This window comes from Streptomyces sp. ID05-26A (assembly GCF_033794685.1).
Lineage (GTDB): Bacteria > Actinomycetota > Actinomycetes > Mycobacteriales > Pseudonocardiaceae > Lentzea.
The window spans coordinates 948,774-966,063 of record NZ_JARAYZ010000002.1 but is presented as its reverse complement, the minus strand read 5'-3'; the positions used below and the strand labels follow the sequence as shown (position 1 = coordinate 966,063).

Below are 17,290 nucleotides of genomic sequence, written 5' to 3'. Positions count from 1 at the left end.
TCACGCGGTCCGGGCGTCGGCGAACAGCTTCCTAGAGTGGGCAAGGGAATGGCGCTTCCGCCGGCGAGCGCCGGGGAGTCGCGAACGGGATGGCCGAGCCGCGCTCCGCCACGCGTCAGTGGCGATCGAGAGTCGCTTTCTCCGAGGAGTCTGCATGGGTGCTAGCGGTGTTTCTCTGGCCCAGGAGGCAATGTGGCTGGAACAGGATCTCGCGCCTGGCGTGCCGAACAACACCACGACCATCTGGGCGGTGCGCGGCGATGTGGACCTCGGGGACGTGCGGGACGCGCTGCGACTGGCGATGGGCGAGGCGATCCCGCTCCAGGTGAACTTCCGGCGCGAGGACGGCGAACTCCGGCTCGTCAGCCGTGATCCGGACGCCTGGGAGCCCTTCGGTCTCGACGTGAGCGACGCGGCCGACCCCGCGCACGCGGCCCGCGAGTTCCTCGTCGAGGAGATCCGCCGCCCGTTCGACCTCGGCACGGACGCGTTGTTCCGGATCGGCACCGTCCGGCTGGCCGACGACCACCACCTCGTCTGCCTGATCCTCCACCAGATCCTGATCGACGCGTTCGGTGTCTTCACGCTGCTGTCCCAACGCATCGCGCAGATCTACCGCGCTCTGCGCGCCGGCGTCCCGGTGCCGCCGCGGCCGGGAGGCCCGCCCGTGATCGCGGGCGAGCGGGAGGCGGCCTACCGGTCGTCCGAACACTTCCTCGAAGCGGAAGAGTTCTGGCGGAACTACGTCTCGGGCGGCGGGACGGCCGCCCGGTTGCCGACGGGTGTGCGTTCGGACGTCGTGTCGCGCACGGAAGACGCCGAGTTCTGGGACGGTCTGACCGCACCGCTGGGCGTGGCGAGCTACACCGGTGTCGTGGCGGCGAGCGAGGTCGCCGGGTGGCACGCCGCCGCCCGCTCGACCGGCACGAGCGTCACGGACCTGATCACCGCCGCCACGATCGCCTTCCTGCAACGCCTCTGCGACACACCGAAACCGTTGCTGTCCTTCACCGTCAACCACCGCAGCGGGAAGACCAGGCAGGCACTGGGCCTGTACTCCAACGCCCTGCCGATGACGGTGGACGTGCCGCCGGCGGCGAGCTTCGCCGAGCTGGCGGCGTCGGTGCGCGGGGCACGCCTGGAGGTCCTGGAACACGCCGAGCACAACGTCAGCCTGATCAAGCGCGCGGCCGGTCACGCCGGCGACGCCCGCAGTCCGTTCGGTCCCGTCATCAGCGTCGTCCCGTTCCTCGAGGAGCTCGACCTCGCGGGCGCCGTCGGCAGGTTCGCCGGCGGGACGCACGGGCTGCCGGACGAGGTCAGGATCGTCACCTACACCGACGGCAGCGCGGACAGCGACTTCCACGTCCGTCTCGACGCGCCGGGGAACCTGTACACCGGCGAGGACGTCGCGGGTCTCACCGAGAAGCTCGTGGCCTTCCTCCGCGCCGCGTTGGCCGATCCCCGCGCACGCGTCCGGGACATCAGCGTCCTCAGCGAGGAAGAACACCGCGCGCTCCTCGACCTCGGTACCGGCCCCGTCGCCGACCTCGACGGCGTGACGGTGCCCGCCCTGCTCGACGCGCAGGCGGTCGCCACCCCGGACGCGGTCGCCGTCGAACACGACGACACCGTCCTGACCTACGGGCGACTGGCCGCGCGAGCCGCCGGTCTCGCGCGCAAGCTCGTCGACCTCGGAGCGGGGCCCGAACGTCCGGTGGCGGTGTCCGTCCCGCGCTCGATCGAACTCGTGGTCGCGGTGACCGCGATCCTCAAGGCCGGTGCCGCCGTCCTGCCCATCGACCAGGACTGCCCGTCGGAACGCGTGGAGGCGATGCTCACCGACGCACGGCCGGTGCTGCTCCTCACGGTCGCGGGGATCGACGACCTGGCCATCACCCCGCTCGACGGCGCGCAGCCGCAGTGGGAGGCGACCGTCATCGAGCCCGCGCACGGGGCGGGGGACCCGCTGGCCGGCGACTGCCACGGTGAGCAGGCCGCTTTCCTGCGCCACGGCTCGGGATCGTCCGGTGTCGTCCTCACCCACACGGCGCTGGCGAACGGGCTGCGGTGGATGCAGCGGCGCTACCGGCTCGACGCGACGGACCGGGTGCTGCACGAGGCCCCGGCGTCCCTCGACGCCTCCCTCTGGGAGCTCCTCTGGCCGTTGATCGCCGGTGCCACGATCGTCCTGCCGGGCCAGGACGTCCACCGGAACGCGGTCGCGCTCGCCGCGGCCGTCCGGCGGACCGGTGCCACCACCCTGCGCGTCGGTCCCTCCGTGCTGGCCGAGCTCGTCCGGGACGACGACGCCGTGACCGCCTGCAAGGACCTGCGGCGCGTCCTGTGCGGCGGCGAACCGCTCCCGGCCGGCCTCGCGGCCCGGCTGCACGAGGCGACCGGCGTTCCGGTCCACAACCTCTACGGCGTGGCCGGGGCGGCGCTGGACGTCGCCTCGTGGGAGTACGTGCCGCAGGCACGCGCCGCGCTGATCGGGCGGCCGATCTCGAACACCGGCGCGCACGTGCTGGACAGCCGGCTCCACCTGGCGCCGCCGGGAGTCGTCGGCGAGCTCTACGTCACCGGTGCCGGGCTGGCCAGGGGCTTTCTCGGCCGCTCGGCCCTGACTGCGGACCGGTTCGTCGCCTGCCCGTTCGGCCCCGCCGGGACCCGCATGTACCGCACCGGCGACCTCGCCCGCTGGAACGCCGACGGCGAACTCGACTACGCGGGCCGGGCGAGCGAGCGGGCCCGGATCCGCGGCCTGCGGGCCGATCCCCTCGAAGCCGGGGCCGTCCTCGCCGCCCACGACGCGGTGGCCCAGGCCGTCGTGATCGCCAGGCCCGACGCCACCGGTCTCGTCGCCTACGTGGTTCCCGCGAGTGCCGGGCGGATGGGCGCGGCCGGCGAGGACATGGACCTCAGCGCCGGGCTGGACGTGGCCGACCTGCGGCGCTTCGCCGCCACCAGGCTGCCCGCGCACCTCGTGCCGGCCACCGTCGTCGTGCTGGACAGCCTGCCGCTGGCCGCGAACGGCGTGCTCGACCGTGCCGCGCTGCCCGAACCCCAGGTCACCCGGCGGGCCCACCGGGTACCGCGCACCGGCGAGGAACGGATCCTGGCGGACGCCTTCGCCGAGGTGCTGGGCACCGGCCGCATCGGCGTGGACGACGACTTCTTCACCCTCGGCGGCGACAGCATCCTGGCGATGCGGGTGGTCACGCTCGCCAGGGCCGGCGGCCTCACGCTCACCGCGCGCACCGTCTTCGAAGGCCGCACCGTCGCCGCCGTGGCGGCCGCGGCCGGCCGGACCGACGTCCCAGCCGTGCCGACGCTGGGCGACGACGGCGGTGCCGGCCCGATCCCGCTGCCGCCGATGGCCAGGCTGATCGCCGAGCGCGGGCCCGGCCTCGACCGGCTGGCCCAGTGGCTGGTGCTGACCACACCGGCGGACCTGACCCTCGACCTGCTCACCACGACGGTCGGAGCGGTCCTGGACCAGCACGACGTGCTGCGGTCCCGGCTGACCGGCGGCGCGCTGCCGATCCGGCCACCGGGGTCGGTGGACGCCGCCGGGCTGATCCGGCACGTGCGGTGCCCAGGGGACTGGCACGACCCGTCCTGGCAGACGTTGCTGGAGCAGGAGGCCACGACGGCGACCGGTGAGATCAGCGCGGCGGCCGGTCGGCTGGTCCGGCTGGTCTGGTTCGAACCGCCGGACGGCGGGACCGGGCGGATTCTGATCGCCGCCCACCACTTCGCAGTGGACGGCACGTCGTGGCGGGTGCTCATTCCCGATCTCGCCGAGGCCTTCGCGCAGAGCCGGTCCGGCCGGACCCCGGCACCGGTGGGAACGTCGCTGCGGCGGTGGCTGGAGGAGCTCGCGCACGAAGCCGTCCGGCCGGCGCGGGTGGCCGAACTCGACCTCTGGCGCGGGATGCTCACACCGGCCGCCCGTCCGCTGGGTCTCCGGCCGCTCGACCCGCGGACCGACCTGACCAGGACGGCGGAGACGCTGCGGGTCGAGCTCCCCGCGAGCCTGGGCAGGGCGGTGCTCACGTCGGTTCCGGCCGCGTTCCGTTGTGGTGTCGACGATGTGCTGCTCACCGCTCTTGTTCTCGCGGTGAACGCCCGCCGGCGCGACGACCGGCCGATCGTGCGGCTGGAAGGTCACGGCCGGCAGGAGGAACTGGTCCCCGGCGCCGACCTGACCCGCACGGCCGGCTGGTTCGCCACCGTCCACCCGGTCCGCTTCGACCTGACCGGCATCGACGTCACCGACGCGCTCACCGGTGGCCAGGCGGCGGCGGACGCGCTCAAGCGGGTGAAGGAAAGCCGCAGGGCCCTGCCCGATCAAGGCATCGGCTACACGCTGCTGCGGTACTTCAACGAGCGGACCGCGGCGGTCCTGCGCGAGCTCCCCGCCGACGAGGTGGGATTCAACCACCACGGCCGAGTCTCGTTCGGACAGTCCCGTTCGGACAGTGCGTGGACACCGGCGCCGGAGTTCGGTGAACTACGCCCCTCGCACGACCCGGACATGCCGCTGCTCTGCGCGCTCGAACTCAACTCGCTCGTCACCGGAACCGGGAGCGGCGAACGGGTCCAGGCGATGTTCACGTTCGCCACCGGAGTGCTGTCCACCGAGGACGTTCGCGCCCTCGCGGACGACTGGCAAGCGACCCTGCGCGGCCTGCACGCCCAGGTGAACGCCGGCGCCGGCGGGCTGACCCCGTCGGACGTGCCGCTGGTGCGGGTGAGTCAGCAGGACCTGGACGGCTGGCAGCGCCGGTACGGCCGGGTGAGCGACGTCTGGTCGCTGACCCCGTTGCAGCAGGGGCTGTTGTTCCACAGCATGCTGGGCGACCACGCGTCCACCTCCTACCAGACGCAGTTCGTCTTCCGCATCAACGGAACGCCCGACGTGGCGCGGTTGCGGGCCGCCGCGCAGACGTTGCTGGACCGGCACCCCAACCTGCGGGTCGCGTTCGTGCCGACGGCCACCGGCGACCCGGTGCAGGTGGTCGTGGACGGCGTCGAGGTGCCCTTCCAGCACGTCGACCTCACGGACGCGCCGGACTCAGGGCGGCTGCTGGAGATCCTCGCGCGGGAACGGGAGACCCGGTTCCCGCCGGACACCGCGCCGCTGCTGCGGTTCAGCCTGATCACGCTCTCCCCGACGCGGTGCGAACTCGCCCTGACCGCGCACCACATGCTGTTCGACGGCTGGTCGCTGCCGCTGATCGAACAGGAGCTGATGCGCCACTACGCCGAGGTCGGCGATCCCGGCCCGGTCGACCACGGCTACCGCGAGTTCCTGCGCTGGCAGGCGAGGCAGCACGCGGACCAGGCGATCGAGGCCTGGGCAGCGGAACTGTCCGGGGTGGCTCAGCCGACCCTGCTGGCCGCGGCGTTCCCGCGCGCCGGCGGCGGGGACGCGGTCACCGAGGTGGGCCAGGCCGACGTCCCGCTCACCCGGCAGGAGGCCGCCCTGGTGGTGCGCCAGGCCACCGCGTGCGGCGTCACGCCCAACGTCCTGGTGCAGGGCGCGTGGGCGGTCGTGCTCGCTCAGCTCACCGGCGGCACCGACGTGGTGTTCGGCAGTTCGGTCACCGTCCGCCCGCCCGAACTCCCCGGCGTGCACACGGCCATCGGCATGTTCACCAACACCGTGCCGGTCCGGGTGCGCTGCGAACCGTCCGAGAGCCTCGAAAGCCTGCTCCACGCGGTCCAGGACGCCCAGGCCAGAACGCTGGAGCATTACCACGCCGGGCTCGGCGACATCCAGCGCGCGACGGGGCTTCCCGCCCTCTTCGACACGATCGTGGTTTTCGAGTCGTTCCCGGTCGACCGGGCGGCGCTGGCCGGCGCGGGCGCGTCCGCCGAGCTGACCGTCACCGGGATCCGGCCCTTCGCCCCGACGCACTACCCGGTGACCGTGCTCGCCGCCGCCGACCCGACGCTGAGCCTGACCCTGCAGTACCACCCGGACGCGCTGGATCCGGGCACCGTCGCGGAGATCGCGGACCGCTTCGCCAGGGTGCTGCGGCAGTTCGCGGCCGACCCGCGGACGCGCACCGCCTCGGTCGACGTGCTGTCCGATGCCGAACGTCAGCTGGTGCTCCACGACTGGAACGACACCGCCGCGGACCTCCCGGACGAGCTCGCGCCCGCGCGGTTCGCCCGGCAGGCGGCGGCGTCGCCGGACGCGGTGGCCCTCGACGCGGGGGAGCGGCAGCTCACCTACGCCGAGCTGGACGAGCGAGCCAACCGGTTGGCGCACTGGCTGATCGCGCGGGGGATCGGCGAGGAGAGCCGGGTCGTCGTCCTGCTGCCGCGCACGGCGGACCTGGTGGCCGCGCTGCTGGCGGTCTGGAAGGCCGGCGCGTGCTACGTGCCGGTGGACCCCGACCACCCCGCCGCACGGGTGCGGTCGGTGATCGACGACTGCGCGGCTTCCCTGGTGCTGGACGAGGTCCTGCTGACCGGGACCGACCTGGCGCAGTACCCGGCACACGACCCGGGAATCGCGGTGACCGCCGCTCAGGCCGCCTACACCATCTACACCTCGGGCTCGACCGGCGTGCCCAAGGGCGTCGTCGTCGGCCACGGCGCACTGGCCAACTTCCTGGCGAGCATGCGGGAAACGCTCCGTCTGACGGCGTCCGACCGGTGGGCCGCCGTCACCACGATCGCCTTCGACATCGCGGCGCTGGAACTGTTCCTGCCGCTCACGACCGGGGCACGGGTCGTGCTCACCGGCCGCGACCACGTCGCCGACCCGCAGGCAATGACAGACCTCCTGGAACAGGCAGGAGTCACGGTCATGCAGGCGACCCCGGCGTTGTGGCAGATGCTCGTGACGCACGACGCCGGCCGCCTGGCCGGGTTGCGGGTGCTGACCGGCGGTGAAGCCCTGCCACTCCAACTCGCCGAGCACCTCCGCGCGACGGCGGCGAAGGTGGTCAACCTGTACGGGCCCACCGAGACCACCATCTGGTCCAGCCTCGCGGACGTCGCGACCAGCCGGCCGCCGTCGATCGGGAAACCCATCGCCAACACCAGGTTCCTGATCCTGGACCCGGCGCTGCGGCCGGTGCCGCCGGGCGTCGGCGGCGACCTGTGGATCGCGGGCGACGGCCTGGCGCGCGGCTACCACCGGCAACCCGGCCTGACCGCCGGCCGGTTCGCGGCCGACCCGTTCGGCCCGCCGGGGACGCGGATGTACCGCACCGGTGACCTCGCCCGCTGGTCGCCGTCCGGGGAGGTCGAGTTCCTCGGCAGGGCGGACTTCCAGATCAAGCTGCGCGGGTTCCGGATCGAGCCCGGCGACGTCGAGCACGCGCTGACCCGGCACCCGGCCGTCCGCGAGGCCGTCGTGACGGTGCGGGAGGACGAGCCCGGCGACAAGCGCCTCGTCGCCTACGTCGTCGCCGACGCCGAAATCCCTTCGCCCGAACAGATCCGGCAGTTCGCGCGGGAGCTGCTGCCCGACTACATGGTGCCTTCGGCGGTGGTCACGTTGCCCGCGATCCCGTTGACGGCCAACGGAAAGCTGAACCGCGCGCGACTGCCCCGGCCCGAGGCGGCCACCGCGACGTACCGCGCACCGGAGTCGCCGACCCAGGTGGCGCTGTGCGGGCTGTTCGCCGAGATCCTCGGTGTGGACCGGGTCGGCCTGGACGACGACTTCTTCGCCCTCGGCGGGCATTCGCTGCTGGCCACCAGGTTCGCCGCGCGGGTCCGCACCGACCTGGGCGTCGAGATGCCGATCAGGGCGATCTTCGCCGCGCCGACCGTCGCCGGGCTCGCCGAGACCTGGGCCGGCCTGTCCGGCACCGTTCGCAAACCGCTGCGCAGGATGACCGAAAGGTAGCCAGCAGAATGTCGCCCCTCTCGTACGCCCAGAAGCGCATGTGGTTCATCAACCGGTTCGAGGGCCGGACCGCCACCTACAACGTCCCGATCGTGATCAGGCTGTGCGGGCGGATCGACACCGAGGGGCTGCGGGCCGCGTTCCTGGACGTGCTGACCCGGCACGAGATCCTGCGGACCGTCTACGACGAGGTGGACGGTCAGCCGGTGCAGCGGATCGTCGAGCCTGCCGAGTTGCGCCCGCCGTGGACGGACTGGGGCTGGGTGGCCCCCGACCAGGTGGACGGCGTCGTCTCGGCGTCGGTCCGCGAGGGTTTCGACCTGTCGTCGGACCTGCCGCTGCGGGCGTTCGTGCTGCGGCCGGAGCCGGAGGTCACGTTGCTCGTGGTGGTGCTGCACCACATCGCCGCCGACGGTGGCTCGCTCGGGCCGTTCACCGCCGACCTGTCCGCCGCTTACCGCGCCCGCGTGGCCGGAACGGCGCCGACGTGGTCCGAGCTGCCGGTGCAGTACTCGGATTACGCGTTGTGGCAACTGGAACTGCTCGGAGACGAGTCCGATGAGGACAGTGTCTTCACGAAGCAGTTGAACCACTGGCGCGGCGAACTGGCCGGGACGGCCAGGCCGGTCTCACTGCCGTTCGACCGGCCCCGGCCGGCCAAGGCGACCTACCACGGCGACAACGTCGGGTTCGAGATCCCCGAACGCCTGCTGCGCGGCGTGGAACAGCTCGCGCGGGACCGCAACGTGACGGTGCCGATGGTGATGCAGGCCGCGCTCGTCGTGCTGCTGCACCGGCTCGGCGGCGACACCGACATCACCCTCGGCTCACCGATCGCGGGCCGCACGGACGAGGCGCTGCACGACCTCGTCGGCTTCTTCGTCAACACCTGGGTGCTGCGGGTCGGGCTGTCGGCAGGCGAGTCGTTCGACGAGGTGCTCGACGAGGTGCGGCGCAAGGCCCTCACCGCCTACGACCACCAGGACCTGCCGTTCGAACGGCTGGTGGAACTGCTGCGGCCGGAGCGGTCGATCGCGCACCACCCGCTGTTCCAGGTCACGTTCGCCTGGCAGAACAGCGTCCGGCAGGAACTGGACCTGCCCGGCGTCACCGCCTCGATGGAGCCGGTCTTCACCGGCACCGCCAAGTTCGACCTGTTCTTCAACATGATGCCGAACCTGGCCGGCACCTCGGTCACGGTCGACGTGGAGTACGCGACCGACCTGTTCGACGCCGGCACCGTGACGGCGATCGGGGCCCGCCTGCTCGGCCTGCTGGAGCAGGTCGTCGAGCAACCGGAGGCCGATCTCGCCGACCTCGCCGTACCGCCGTTGCCGCGCACGCAGGGACGTTCCCCGTCGGCGGGCGCGCTCGACGCGGCGGAACGCGCGAAGATCCTCTACCGGTGGAACGACACCGACCGCGATTTCCCCTGCCCAGGCCCGATCCACCTGCCGTTCGAACGTCAGGCCGCCGAACGGCCCGACGCCATCGCCGTCCGGTCCGCGAGCGGCACGATGACCTACCGCGAGCTCAACCGCCAGGCGAACCGGATCGCGTGGACGCTCAAACGCCGCGGCGTGGGCCCGGAGACCGTGGTGGGCGTGGGAGTGCGGCGCGGCCCGCTGATGATCGCGGCCGTGCTCGGCGTGCTCAAGGCGGGCGGCGCGTACCTGCCCGTCGGCGCGGCACTGCCGTCCGACCGCGTCGCCGGCATGCTCGCGGACGCCTCGGCCACGATCGTGCTGGTCACCGAGGACACCAACAAGTGGGTGGCCCCGCCCGGTGTGGAGCTGATCGACGTCGGCAAGGCGGGTGTGGCGTTCTCCCTCGACGGGGAACGCGATCCCGAGCCGGTGGCGGGTGCCGACAACACCGCGTACATCATCTTCACCTCGGGCAGCACCGGGAAGCCCAAGGGCGTGACGGTGACCCACCGGCCGGTGCACAACCTGCTGAACTGGTGCCACCGCACGTTCGGGTTCGGTCCGGACGACGTGGCGCTGTGCGTCACCGCGCTCGACTTCGACCTGTCCGTGTTCGACATCTTCGGGATGTTCGCGGCGGGCGCGGGCGTCTACATCGCCGACGCGACCCAGCAGCGCGACCCCGAGATGCTGCTCGACCTCCTGCTGTCGGAGCCGATCACCTTCTGGGACTCGGTCCCCGGCACGCTCAACCAGCTGGTTCCGTTGCTGTCACAAGCTTCCGGGCATCCGGGCGCGATGAACCTGCGGCTGATCTACCTGTCCGGCGACTACACCCCGCTGTCGCTGCCGGACGCCGTCCGCGCCGCCTTCCCCCGCGCCGAGGTCGTGAGCCTCGGCGGGGCGACCGAGGCGACGGTCTGGTCCAACTCGTTCCGCGTCCGCGAGATCGACCCGAGCTGGCGCAGCATCCCGTACGGGCGGCCGATCGACAACGCGCGCTACTACGTGCTCGACGAGAACCTGCGGCCGTGCGCGGTCGGGGTGGAGGGCGACCTCTACATCGGCGGCCCGGTCATCGCGCGCGAGTACGTCAACCGGCGTGACCTCACGGCCGAGCGGTTCGTCGCCGACCCGTTCGGCACGCCTCCCGGCCGGCGCATCTACCGCACCGGTGACCGGGCGAGCTTCTTCCCCGACGGCAACATCTGCTTCCTGGGCCGGTCCGACGGCCAGGTCAAGGTCCGCGGGTTCCGCATCGAGCTGGGCGAGATCGAGTACGCGCTGAGCCGGCATCCCGCCGTGCGCCAAGCCGTCGCGATCACGCGCCGCGACTCGTCCGGTGACCTGCGGCTGGTGTCCTACGTGGTGCCCGACCTGGCCGAGGTGCAGAGTGTGGTCGCGGCCGAGGAGCAGGTCGGCGAGTGGCAGGAGATCTACGACCAGGGGTACGCCGACGACGACGCCCAGCCGTTCGGCGAGGACTTCAAACTGTGGGTGTCGAGCTACACCGGCGAGCCGATCCCGGTGGCGGAGATGCGGGTGTGGCGGGACGCGGCGGTGGACCGGATCACCGCGTTCGCGCCCCGGCGGGTCCTCGAACTCGGTACTGGAACAGGACTTCTGCTCGCACGGATCGCGGGCGACGTGGACGCGTACTGGGCGACGGACTTCTCCGAGCCGGTCATCGACCGGCTCGGTCGTCAGGTGACGGCCGCCGGCTGGAACGGGCGCGTGCGGCTGCTGTGCCGCCGGGCCGACGACCTGAGCGACATCCCGCCGATCTTCGACACCGTGGTGCTCAACTCGGTCGTCCAGTACTTCCCGAACGAGCGGTACCTGCGGGAGGTGCTCGACGGTGCCTGGGAGATGCTCGAACCGGGCGGCAGGCTCGTGCTCGGTGACATCCGCAGGGCCCGTTCCGTGCGCGCCTTCCACGTGGCCGTCCAGCGGTCCAAGCACGCGGACGCCACACCCGCACAGCTGCGCGCAGCCGTGGAACAGGCCGTCCTGCTGGAGAAGGAACTGGTCATCGACCCGGAGTGGTTCCACCGCTGGGCCGAGGGCGCCGGAGCGGCCGGTGTCGACGTCCGCCTCAAGGACGGCTCCGTCCACAACGAACTGACCAGGCACCGGTACGAGGTCGTGCTGCACAAGCCGGGCGCGACCCAGCCCCGCCGGGTGGACACCGTGCCCGCGCTGGCGTGGGACGGCGACCTCGACGGCCTGGCGGACCGGATCAGGGAACAGGACCTCCCGGCGGTCCGGATCACCGGGATCCCCAACGCGCGGGTGGTCGAGGAGGCCGCCGCGGCGCGGGAACTGGGCCAGGAGGACTCCGAACCGTCGCCGCTCGCACCGCAGGACCCGCACGAGCTGACCGCGTGGGCCGCGCGACAGGGCCGGCAGGTCGCGTTGACCTGGTCGGCGGCCGCGGTCGACCGCTTCGACGCGATCCTGTTCCAGGACGGGGAGAACCGCGTTCTCGCGGGCACCTACGTTCCGGCGTCGAGCACCGGCGGCGGGATCAACGACCCGGCCGCCGCCGCCGGGATCACCGCGCTTCCCGCGGTCCTGCGGGAACACCTGGGCAAGACCCTGCCCGAATACATGGTGCCGTCGGCGATCATGCCCATCGGCGGCGTGCCGCTGACGGTCAACGGCAAACTCGACCGCGCGGCGCTGCCGGTACCGGACCACGCGGCGGGAACGCGCGGCCGGGCACCGTCCACACCGGAGGAGACGTCGGTGTGCGACATCTTCGCCGCGGTGCTCGGACTCGACCGCGTCGGCGTGGACGACAACTTCTTCGCCATCGGCGGTCACTCGCTGCTGGCCACCCGCGTGGTGAGCCGGATCAGGGCCGCGCACGGGGTCGAGATCCCGATCCGCACGGTCTTCGAGGCGCCGACTCCGGCCGAACTGGTCGCGCACCTGACCGGCCTGCGGGCGGTCCGGCCGAGGCTGCGGCCCGGGACCAGGCCCGATCGGCTTCCGGTTTCCTTCGCGCAGCAACGACTCTGGTTCATCCACCGGTTCGAGGGACCGTCACCGACCTACATCATCCCGTTGTCCATGCGGCTGACCGGAGACCTGGACCCGGCCGCGATGCGCGCGGCGGTGCGGGACGTCGTGGTCCGGCACGAATCGCTGCGCACCGTCATCGACGAGATCGGAGGTGAGCCGTACCAGCGGGTCGTCGACCCGGCCGCACTGGAGATCCCCTGGCAGGAAAGGGAGATCACCGAAGCCGACCTGCGCGACGCGCTGCGTGCCGAGGCGCGCCGGCCGTTCGACCTGGCCAGGGACATCCCGGTCCGCGCCGCGTTGTTCCGCATGAGCGAGCGCGACGCGGTGCTGCTGCTGCCGTTGCACCACATCGCGGCGGACGGCTGGTCGCTGGGCCCGCTGGCCGAGGACCTCACCGAGGCCTACACCGCCCGCTGCGCCGGCCGGGCCCCGCAGTGGGCCCCGCTGCCGGTTCAGTACGCGGATTACACGCTGTGGCAACGAGATCTCCTTGGCGGTGACGAGAGCGGCAGCCTCTACCGGCACCAGCTGGACTACTGGACGCGGCAGCTCGCCGGCCTGCCGGAGTCGCTGGAACTCCCGGCGGACCGGGCCAGGCCCGCCGTCGCGTCGTTCGCCGGCGAGGTGCTGCCGGTGGAGCTCGACGAGGAGCTGACCGACGCGCTCCGGCAGTTGGCGCTGCGCACCGGGGCCACCCTGTCGATGGTGCTGCAGGCGGGCCTCGCCGGCCTGCTCAGCAGGCTCGGCGCCGGGCACGACATCCCGATCGGGTCGCCCATCGCCGGACGTACCGACGAGGCGCTCAACCGGCTGGTGGGCTTCTTCGTCAACACCTGGGTGGCCCGTGTCGACACCAGCGGGAACCCCGGCCTGACCGAGCTGGTGGACCGGGTCAGGGAGGTCGGCCTGGCCGCGTACGACCACCAGGACATCCCGTTCGAGCACCTGGTCGAGTCGCTCAACCCGGTGCGCTCGACCGCGCACCACCCGCTGTTCCAGGTGTGCCTGGCCATGCAGAACAACGTGCGGATGACGTTCGGCCTGCCCGGGCTCGAGGTGACGCACGAACCGGTGGACATGGGAGTGTCCCGGTTCGACCTGTTCCTCAACCTCTCCGAGCAGACCGGCGCGGACGGCGCGACCCGGATCGCCGGGCTGGCCGAGTACGCGACGGAACTGTTCGACCGGGACACGGTCGCCGGGCTGGTGGACCGCTGGCGGCACCTGCTGCGGCAGTGGGTCGCCGCACCGGACACCCCCGTCGAGGCGGTGGACATCCTCACCCCCGACGACCTCGCGGAGCTGGCGCTGTGGTCCGGCGAGGGCACCGTGCCCGTCGCCGGGACGATCCACGGGCGCTTCTCCGCCGTGGCCGCCGAACGGCCGGACGCGGTGGCGATCGTGGCCGGTGACGGCGCCGAGAGCTGGACGTACCGGGAACTGGACGAGTGGTCCACCCGCGTCGCCCGGCACCTCCGCGACCGCGGCGCCCGCCCGCACAGCCGGGTGGCGCTGGTGATGGACCGGTCGCCGTTGCAGGTCGCGACCGTGCTGGCGACGCTGAAGACCGGCGCGGCCTGTGTGCCGGTCGACCCCACGTGGCCGCGTGCGCGCATCGACCTCGTGCTCGACGACCTCGGCCCGGCGGTCGTGGTCGACGACCGGCTGGCCGCCGAAGACCTGGCCGGCTGCTCGACCCTGCCGCTGGACGACGTCGACGCGGACATCGCGCACGTCCTCCACACGTCGGGCTCGACGGGGACGCCGAACGGTGTCGAGGTGAGCCACGCCAACGTGCTCGCTTTCGCGCTGGACCCCGGCTTCGGCGCCGAAGCCCACGAACGAGTGCTGGTGCATTCACCGCACACGTTCGACGCGGCGACCTACGAGTTGTGGGTACCACTGCTGCGGGGCGGAACGGCCGTGATCGCACCGCCGGGCAAGCTCGACCCCGCCCGGCTGGCGACGCTGATCGCCGAGCACGAGGTGACCGCGCTGTGGCTCACCTCCGGCCAGTTCGACCTGATCACGCAGCACCACCCGCAGTGCTTCGAGCAGGTGCGCGAGGTGTGGACCGGCGGGGACGTCGTGTCACCCACGGCCGTGCGGCGACTGCTGGGCGACGACAGCACGCTCACCGTCGTGAACGGCTACGGCCCCACCGAGACCACCACCTTCGCGGCCGGGTACCGGATGTCCACTGTGGACCGGTGCAAGGATCCGCTGCCGATCGGCGAGCCACTGGCCGGAAGCCGGCTGCACGTTCTCGACGAACGGCTGCGGCGCGTGCCGCAGGGTGTGACGGGGGAGCTCTGCGTCGGGGGTGACGGAGTGGCGCGCGGATACGCGAACCGGCCGCGGCTGACGAGCGAGCGGTTCGTCGCCGATCCGTTCGGCCGGGCCGGTGACCGGATGTACCGCACCGGCGACCTGGTGCGCTGGAACCACCACGGGCAGCTGGAGTTCCTCGGCAGGACCGACGACCAGGTCAAGGTACGGGGCCTGCGCGTCGAACCGGGCGAGATCGAGGCGGCCCTGCGCAGGCGGGACGGCGTGGCGCAGGCGGTCGTCGTCGCCCGCGCGGACCGGCGGGGCGGCCGGCGCCTGGCCGCCTACGTGGTCCCCGAGGTGCCGGAGGGCTCGGACGCGGACATCACCGCGCACGTCGAGAAGTGGCGCGCGATCTACGACTCGATGTACGACGAGTCCGGTGTGGACACCGAGATCCGCGACGACTTCACCGGCTGGAACAGCTCCTACACCCGCGAGCCCATTCCGCTGGCCGAGATGCGCCAGTGGCGCGACGCGGTGGTGGACCGGGTCCGCGGCCTGGGAGCGCGCCGGATCCTGGAGATCGGCGTCGGCTCCGGCCTGCTGCTCGGACCGCTGGCACCGGACGCGGAGGAGTACTGGGGAACCGACTTCTCGGAGCCGGTCGTCGAGCGCCTGCTCGCCCAGACCGGCGCGGACCCGAAGCTCGCGGGGAAGGTGTCGCTGCGCTGTCAGCCCGCCGACGTCGCCGACGGACTGCCCGCGGAGTTCTTCGACACCGTCGTCCTCAACTCGGTCGTGCAGTACTTCCCGGACGCCGGCTATCTCGCGCGGGTGCTGGACGTCGCGCTCGACCGGCTCGCCCCCGGCGGCCGGATCCTCGTCGGCGACGTCCGGAACCACGCCACCCTGCGGCACCTGCTGACGGCCGTGCACCACGCCCGGCACCCGGAGGACCGCCCCTCGGTCGTCCGGGCAGAGGTCGAACGTGCCGTGCTGACGGAGAAGGAACTGGTCGTCGACCCCGGCTTCTTCACCGAGTGGGCACAGGCGCACCGCGACGTCGTGGCCGTGGACGTGCGGCTGAAGCCGGGCGCGCACCACAACGAGCTCACCCGGCACCGCTACGAGGTCGTGCTGCACAAGCAGGCGAGCCAGCCACTGCACCTCGCGGACGTGCGGACGGTGAACTGGGGCTCGGACGTGCCCGGCCTGCCCGACCTGGAGACCGCGCTGGCCGAGCGCGGCCGGCACCTGCGGCTAGCCCGGATCCCGAACGCCAGGCTGGTCAGCGAGGCGACCGAGGACGGGGTGCCCGCTCAGGAGTCGCTCGACCCGCACGAGCTGGAGACCTGGGGCAAGGAGCGCGGCCTCGCGGTCCACTGCACCTGGTCGGCCGAGGAGCCCGGCTGGTTCGAGGCGGTGATCGTGCCGGAGGGCAGCGCGCGGTGCGTCGACGGCGTGTACCGGCCGGCGGGCACCCGGCCGCTCGTCAACGCGCCCGCCGCGGCCCGCACCGTGACGCGGCTGCCGTCGTGGCTGCGGGAGGAACTGGTCGCCGAACTGCCGGAGGACCTGGTGCCGGCCGACATCCTGGTCGTCGAACGAATTCCGTTGACCCCCAACGGAAAGATCGACCGCGCGGCGCTGCCCGACACGGACCCCGACGACGGGCAGGACGACGCGCCACGCACACCGCTCGAGGCGGAGCTGGCCGCCCTGTTCGCGGAGGTGCTCGGCGTGGACCGGGTCGGGATCCACGACGACTTCTTCGACTGCGGAGGCAGTTCGCTGCAGGTCATCCGGCTCATCTGGCGGACCCGCGCCGAACTGGGCTTCGAGATGCCGGTCAGGACCGTGTTCCAGCACCCGTCCGTGGCCGAGGTCGCGGAGCAGCTCTCGGCGGACAAGGACGTCGTCGAGTTCGGCGAGTTCGACGCCCCGTTCTCGGTGGTGCTGCCGATCAGGACCGGGGGAACCAAGGCACCGCTGTGGTGGGTGCCGCCGGGCGGCGGACTGTCCTGGGCCTACCTCGGCTACCAGCAGCACCTGGACCCCGACCGGCCGATCTACGGCCTGCAGGCGCGCGGGTTCGACGGCGAACCGCGGGCGGATTCCATGGAGAGCCTGGTGAACGACTGGGTCGACCAGATGCTGCGCGTCCAGCCGGAAGGTCCCTACAACGTGCTGGGCTGGTCGCTCGGCGGGCCGATCGCCCAGGCGGTGGCCGCCGAACTGCAGAGCCGCGGCCGCGAGGTGGACCTGCTCGGAATCCTCGACTCCGGGCCGTCGAGCTACTTCGAGGGATTCCAGAGCCCGGACGAGAAGATCGTGCGCAGGTATCTCGCGCACTACCTGGGGCATCTCGCCGGAATGGAGGAGTTCGAATCACTGGTGCGGACGTCGACCACCCTCTTCATCGAGCACACGGAACTGATGACGCGGTTCACCTCGCCGCGATTCCGGGGTGACGTGGTCTTCTTCTGCGCGCTGGTCGACCAGGTGACCCGCGAACGGCGGGAACTGGAGGTGGAGCTCGACGTCATGTGGCACGAGTTCACCGACGGAACCGTGCGGCGCTTCGAGATCGACTGCGCGCACAACGAGATGATGTGGCCGGAGCACGCCGCCGAGATCGGCCGCATCGTCAACGAGGTCCTGAAATCGTCCCGGTAGTCACGGCAAT

The 17,290-nt window shown here is 72.2% G+C and carries 2 protein-coding genes; both read left to right on the top strand.

From position 1 onward, the window contains the following. The first annotated feature begins 154 nt into the window (after positions 1-154). A complete protein-coding gene (locus PV646_RS20240) occupies positions 155-7,876 on the top strand; it encodes an amino acid adenylation domain-containing protein (protein ID WP_500343720.1) in 7,722 nt (2,573 codons plus the stop codon). An 8-nt stretch (positions 7,877-7,884) separates the two neighbouring features. Continuing rightward, entirely contained in the window at positions 7,885-17,280 is a 9,396-nt protein-coding gene (locus PV646_RS20235; RefSeq protein ID WP_500343719.1) for an amino acid adenylation domain-containing protein, read from the top strand. Positions 17,281-17,290 lie beyond the last annotated feature (10 nt).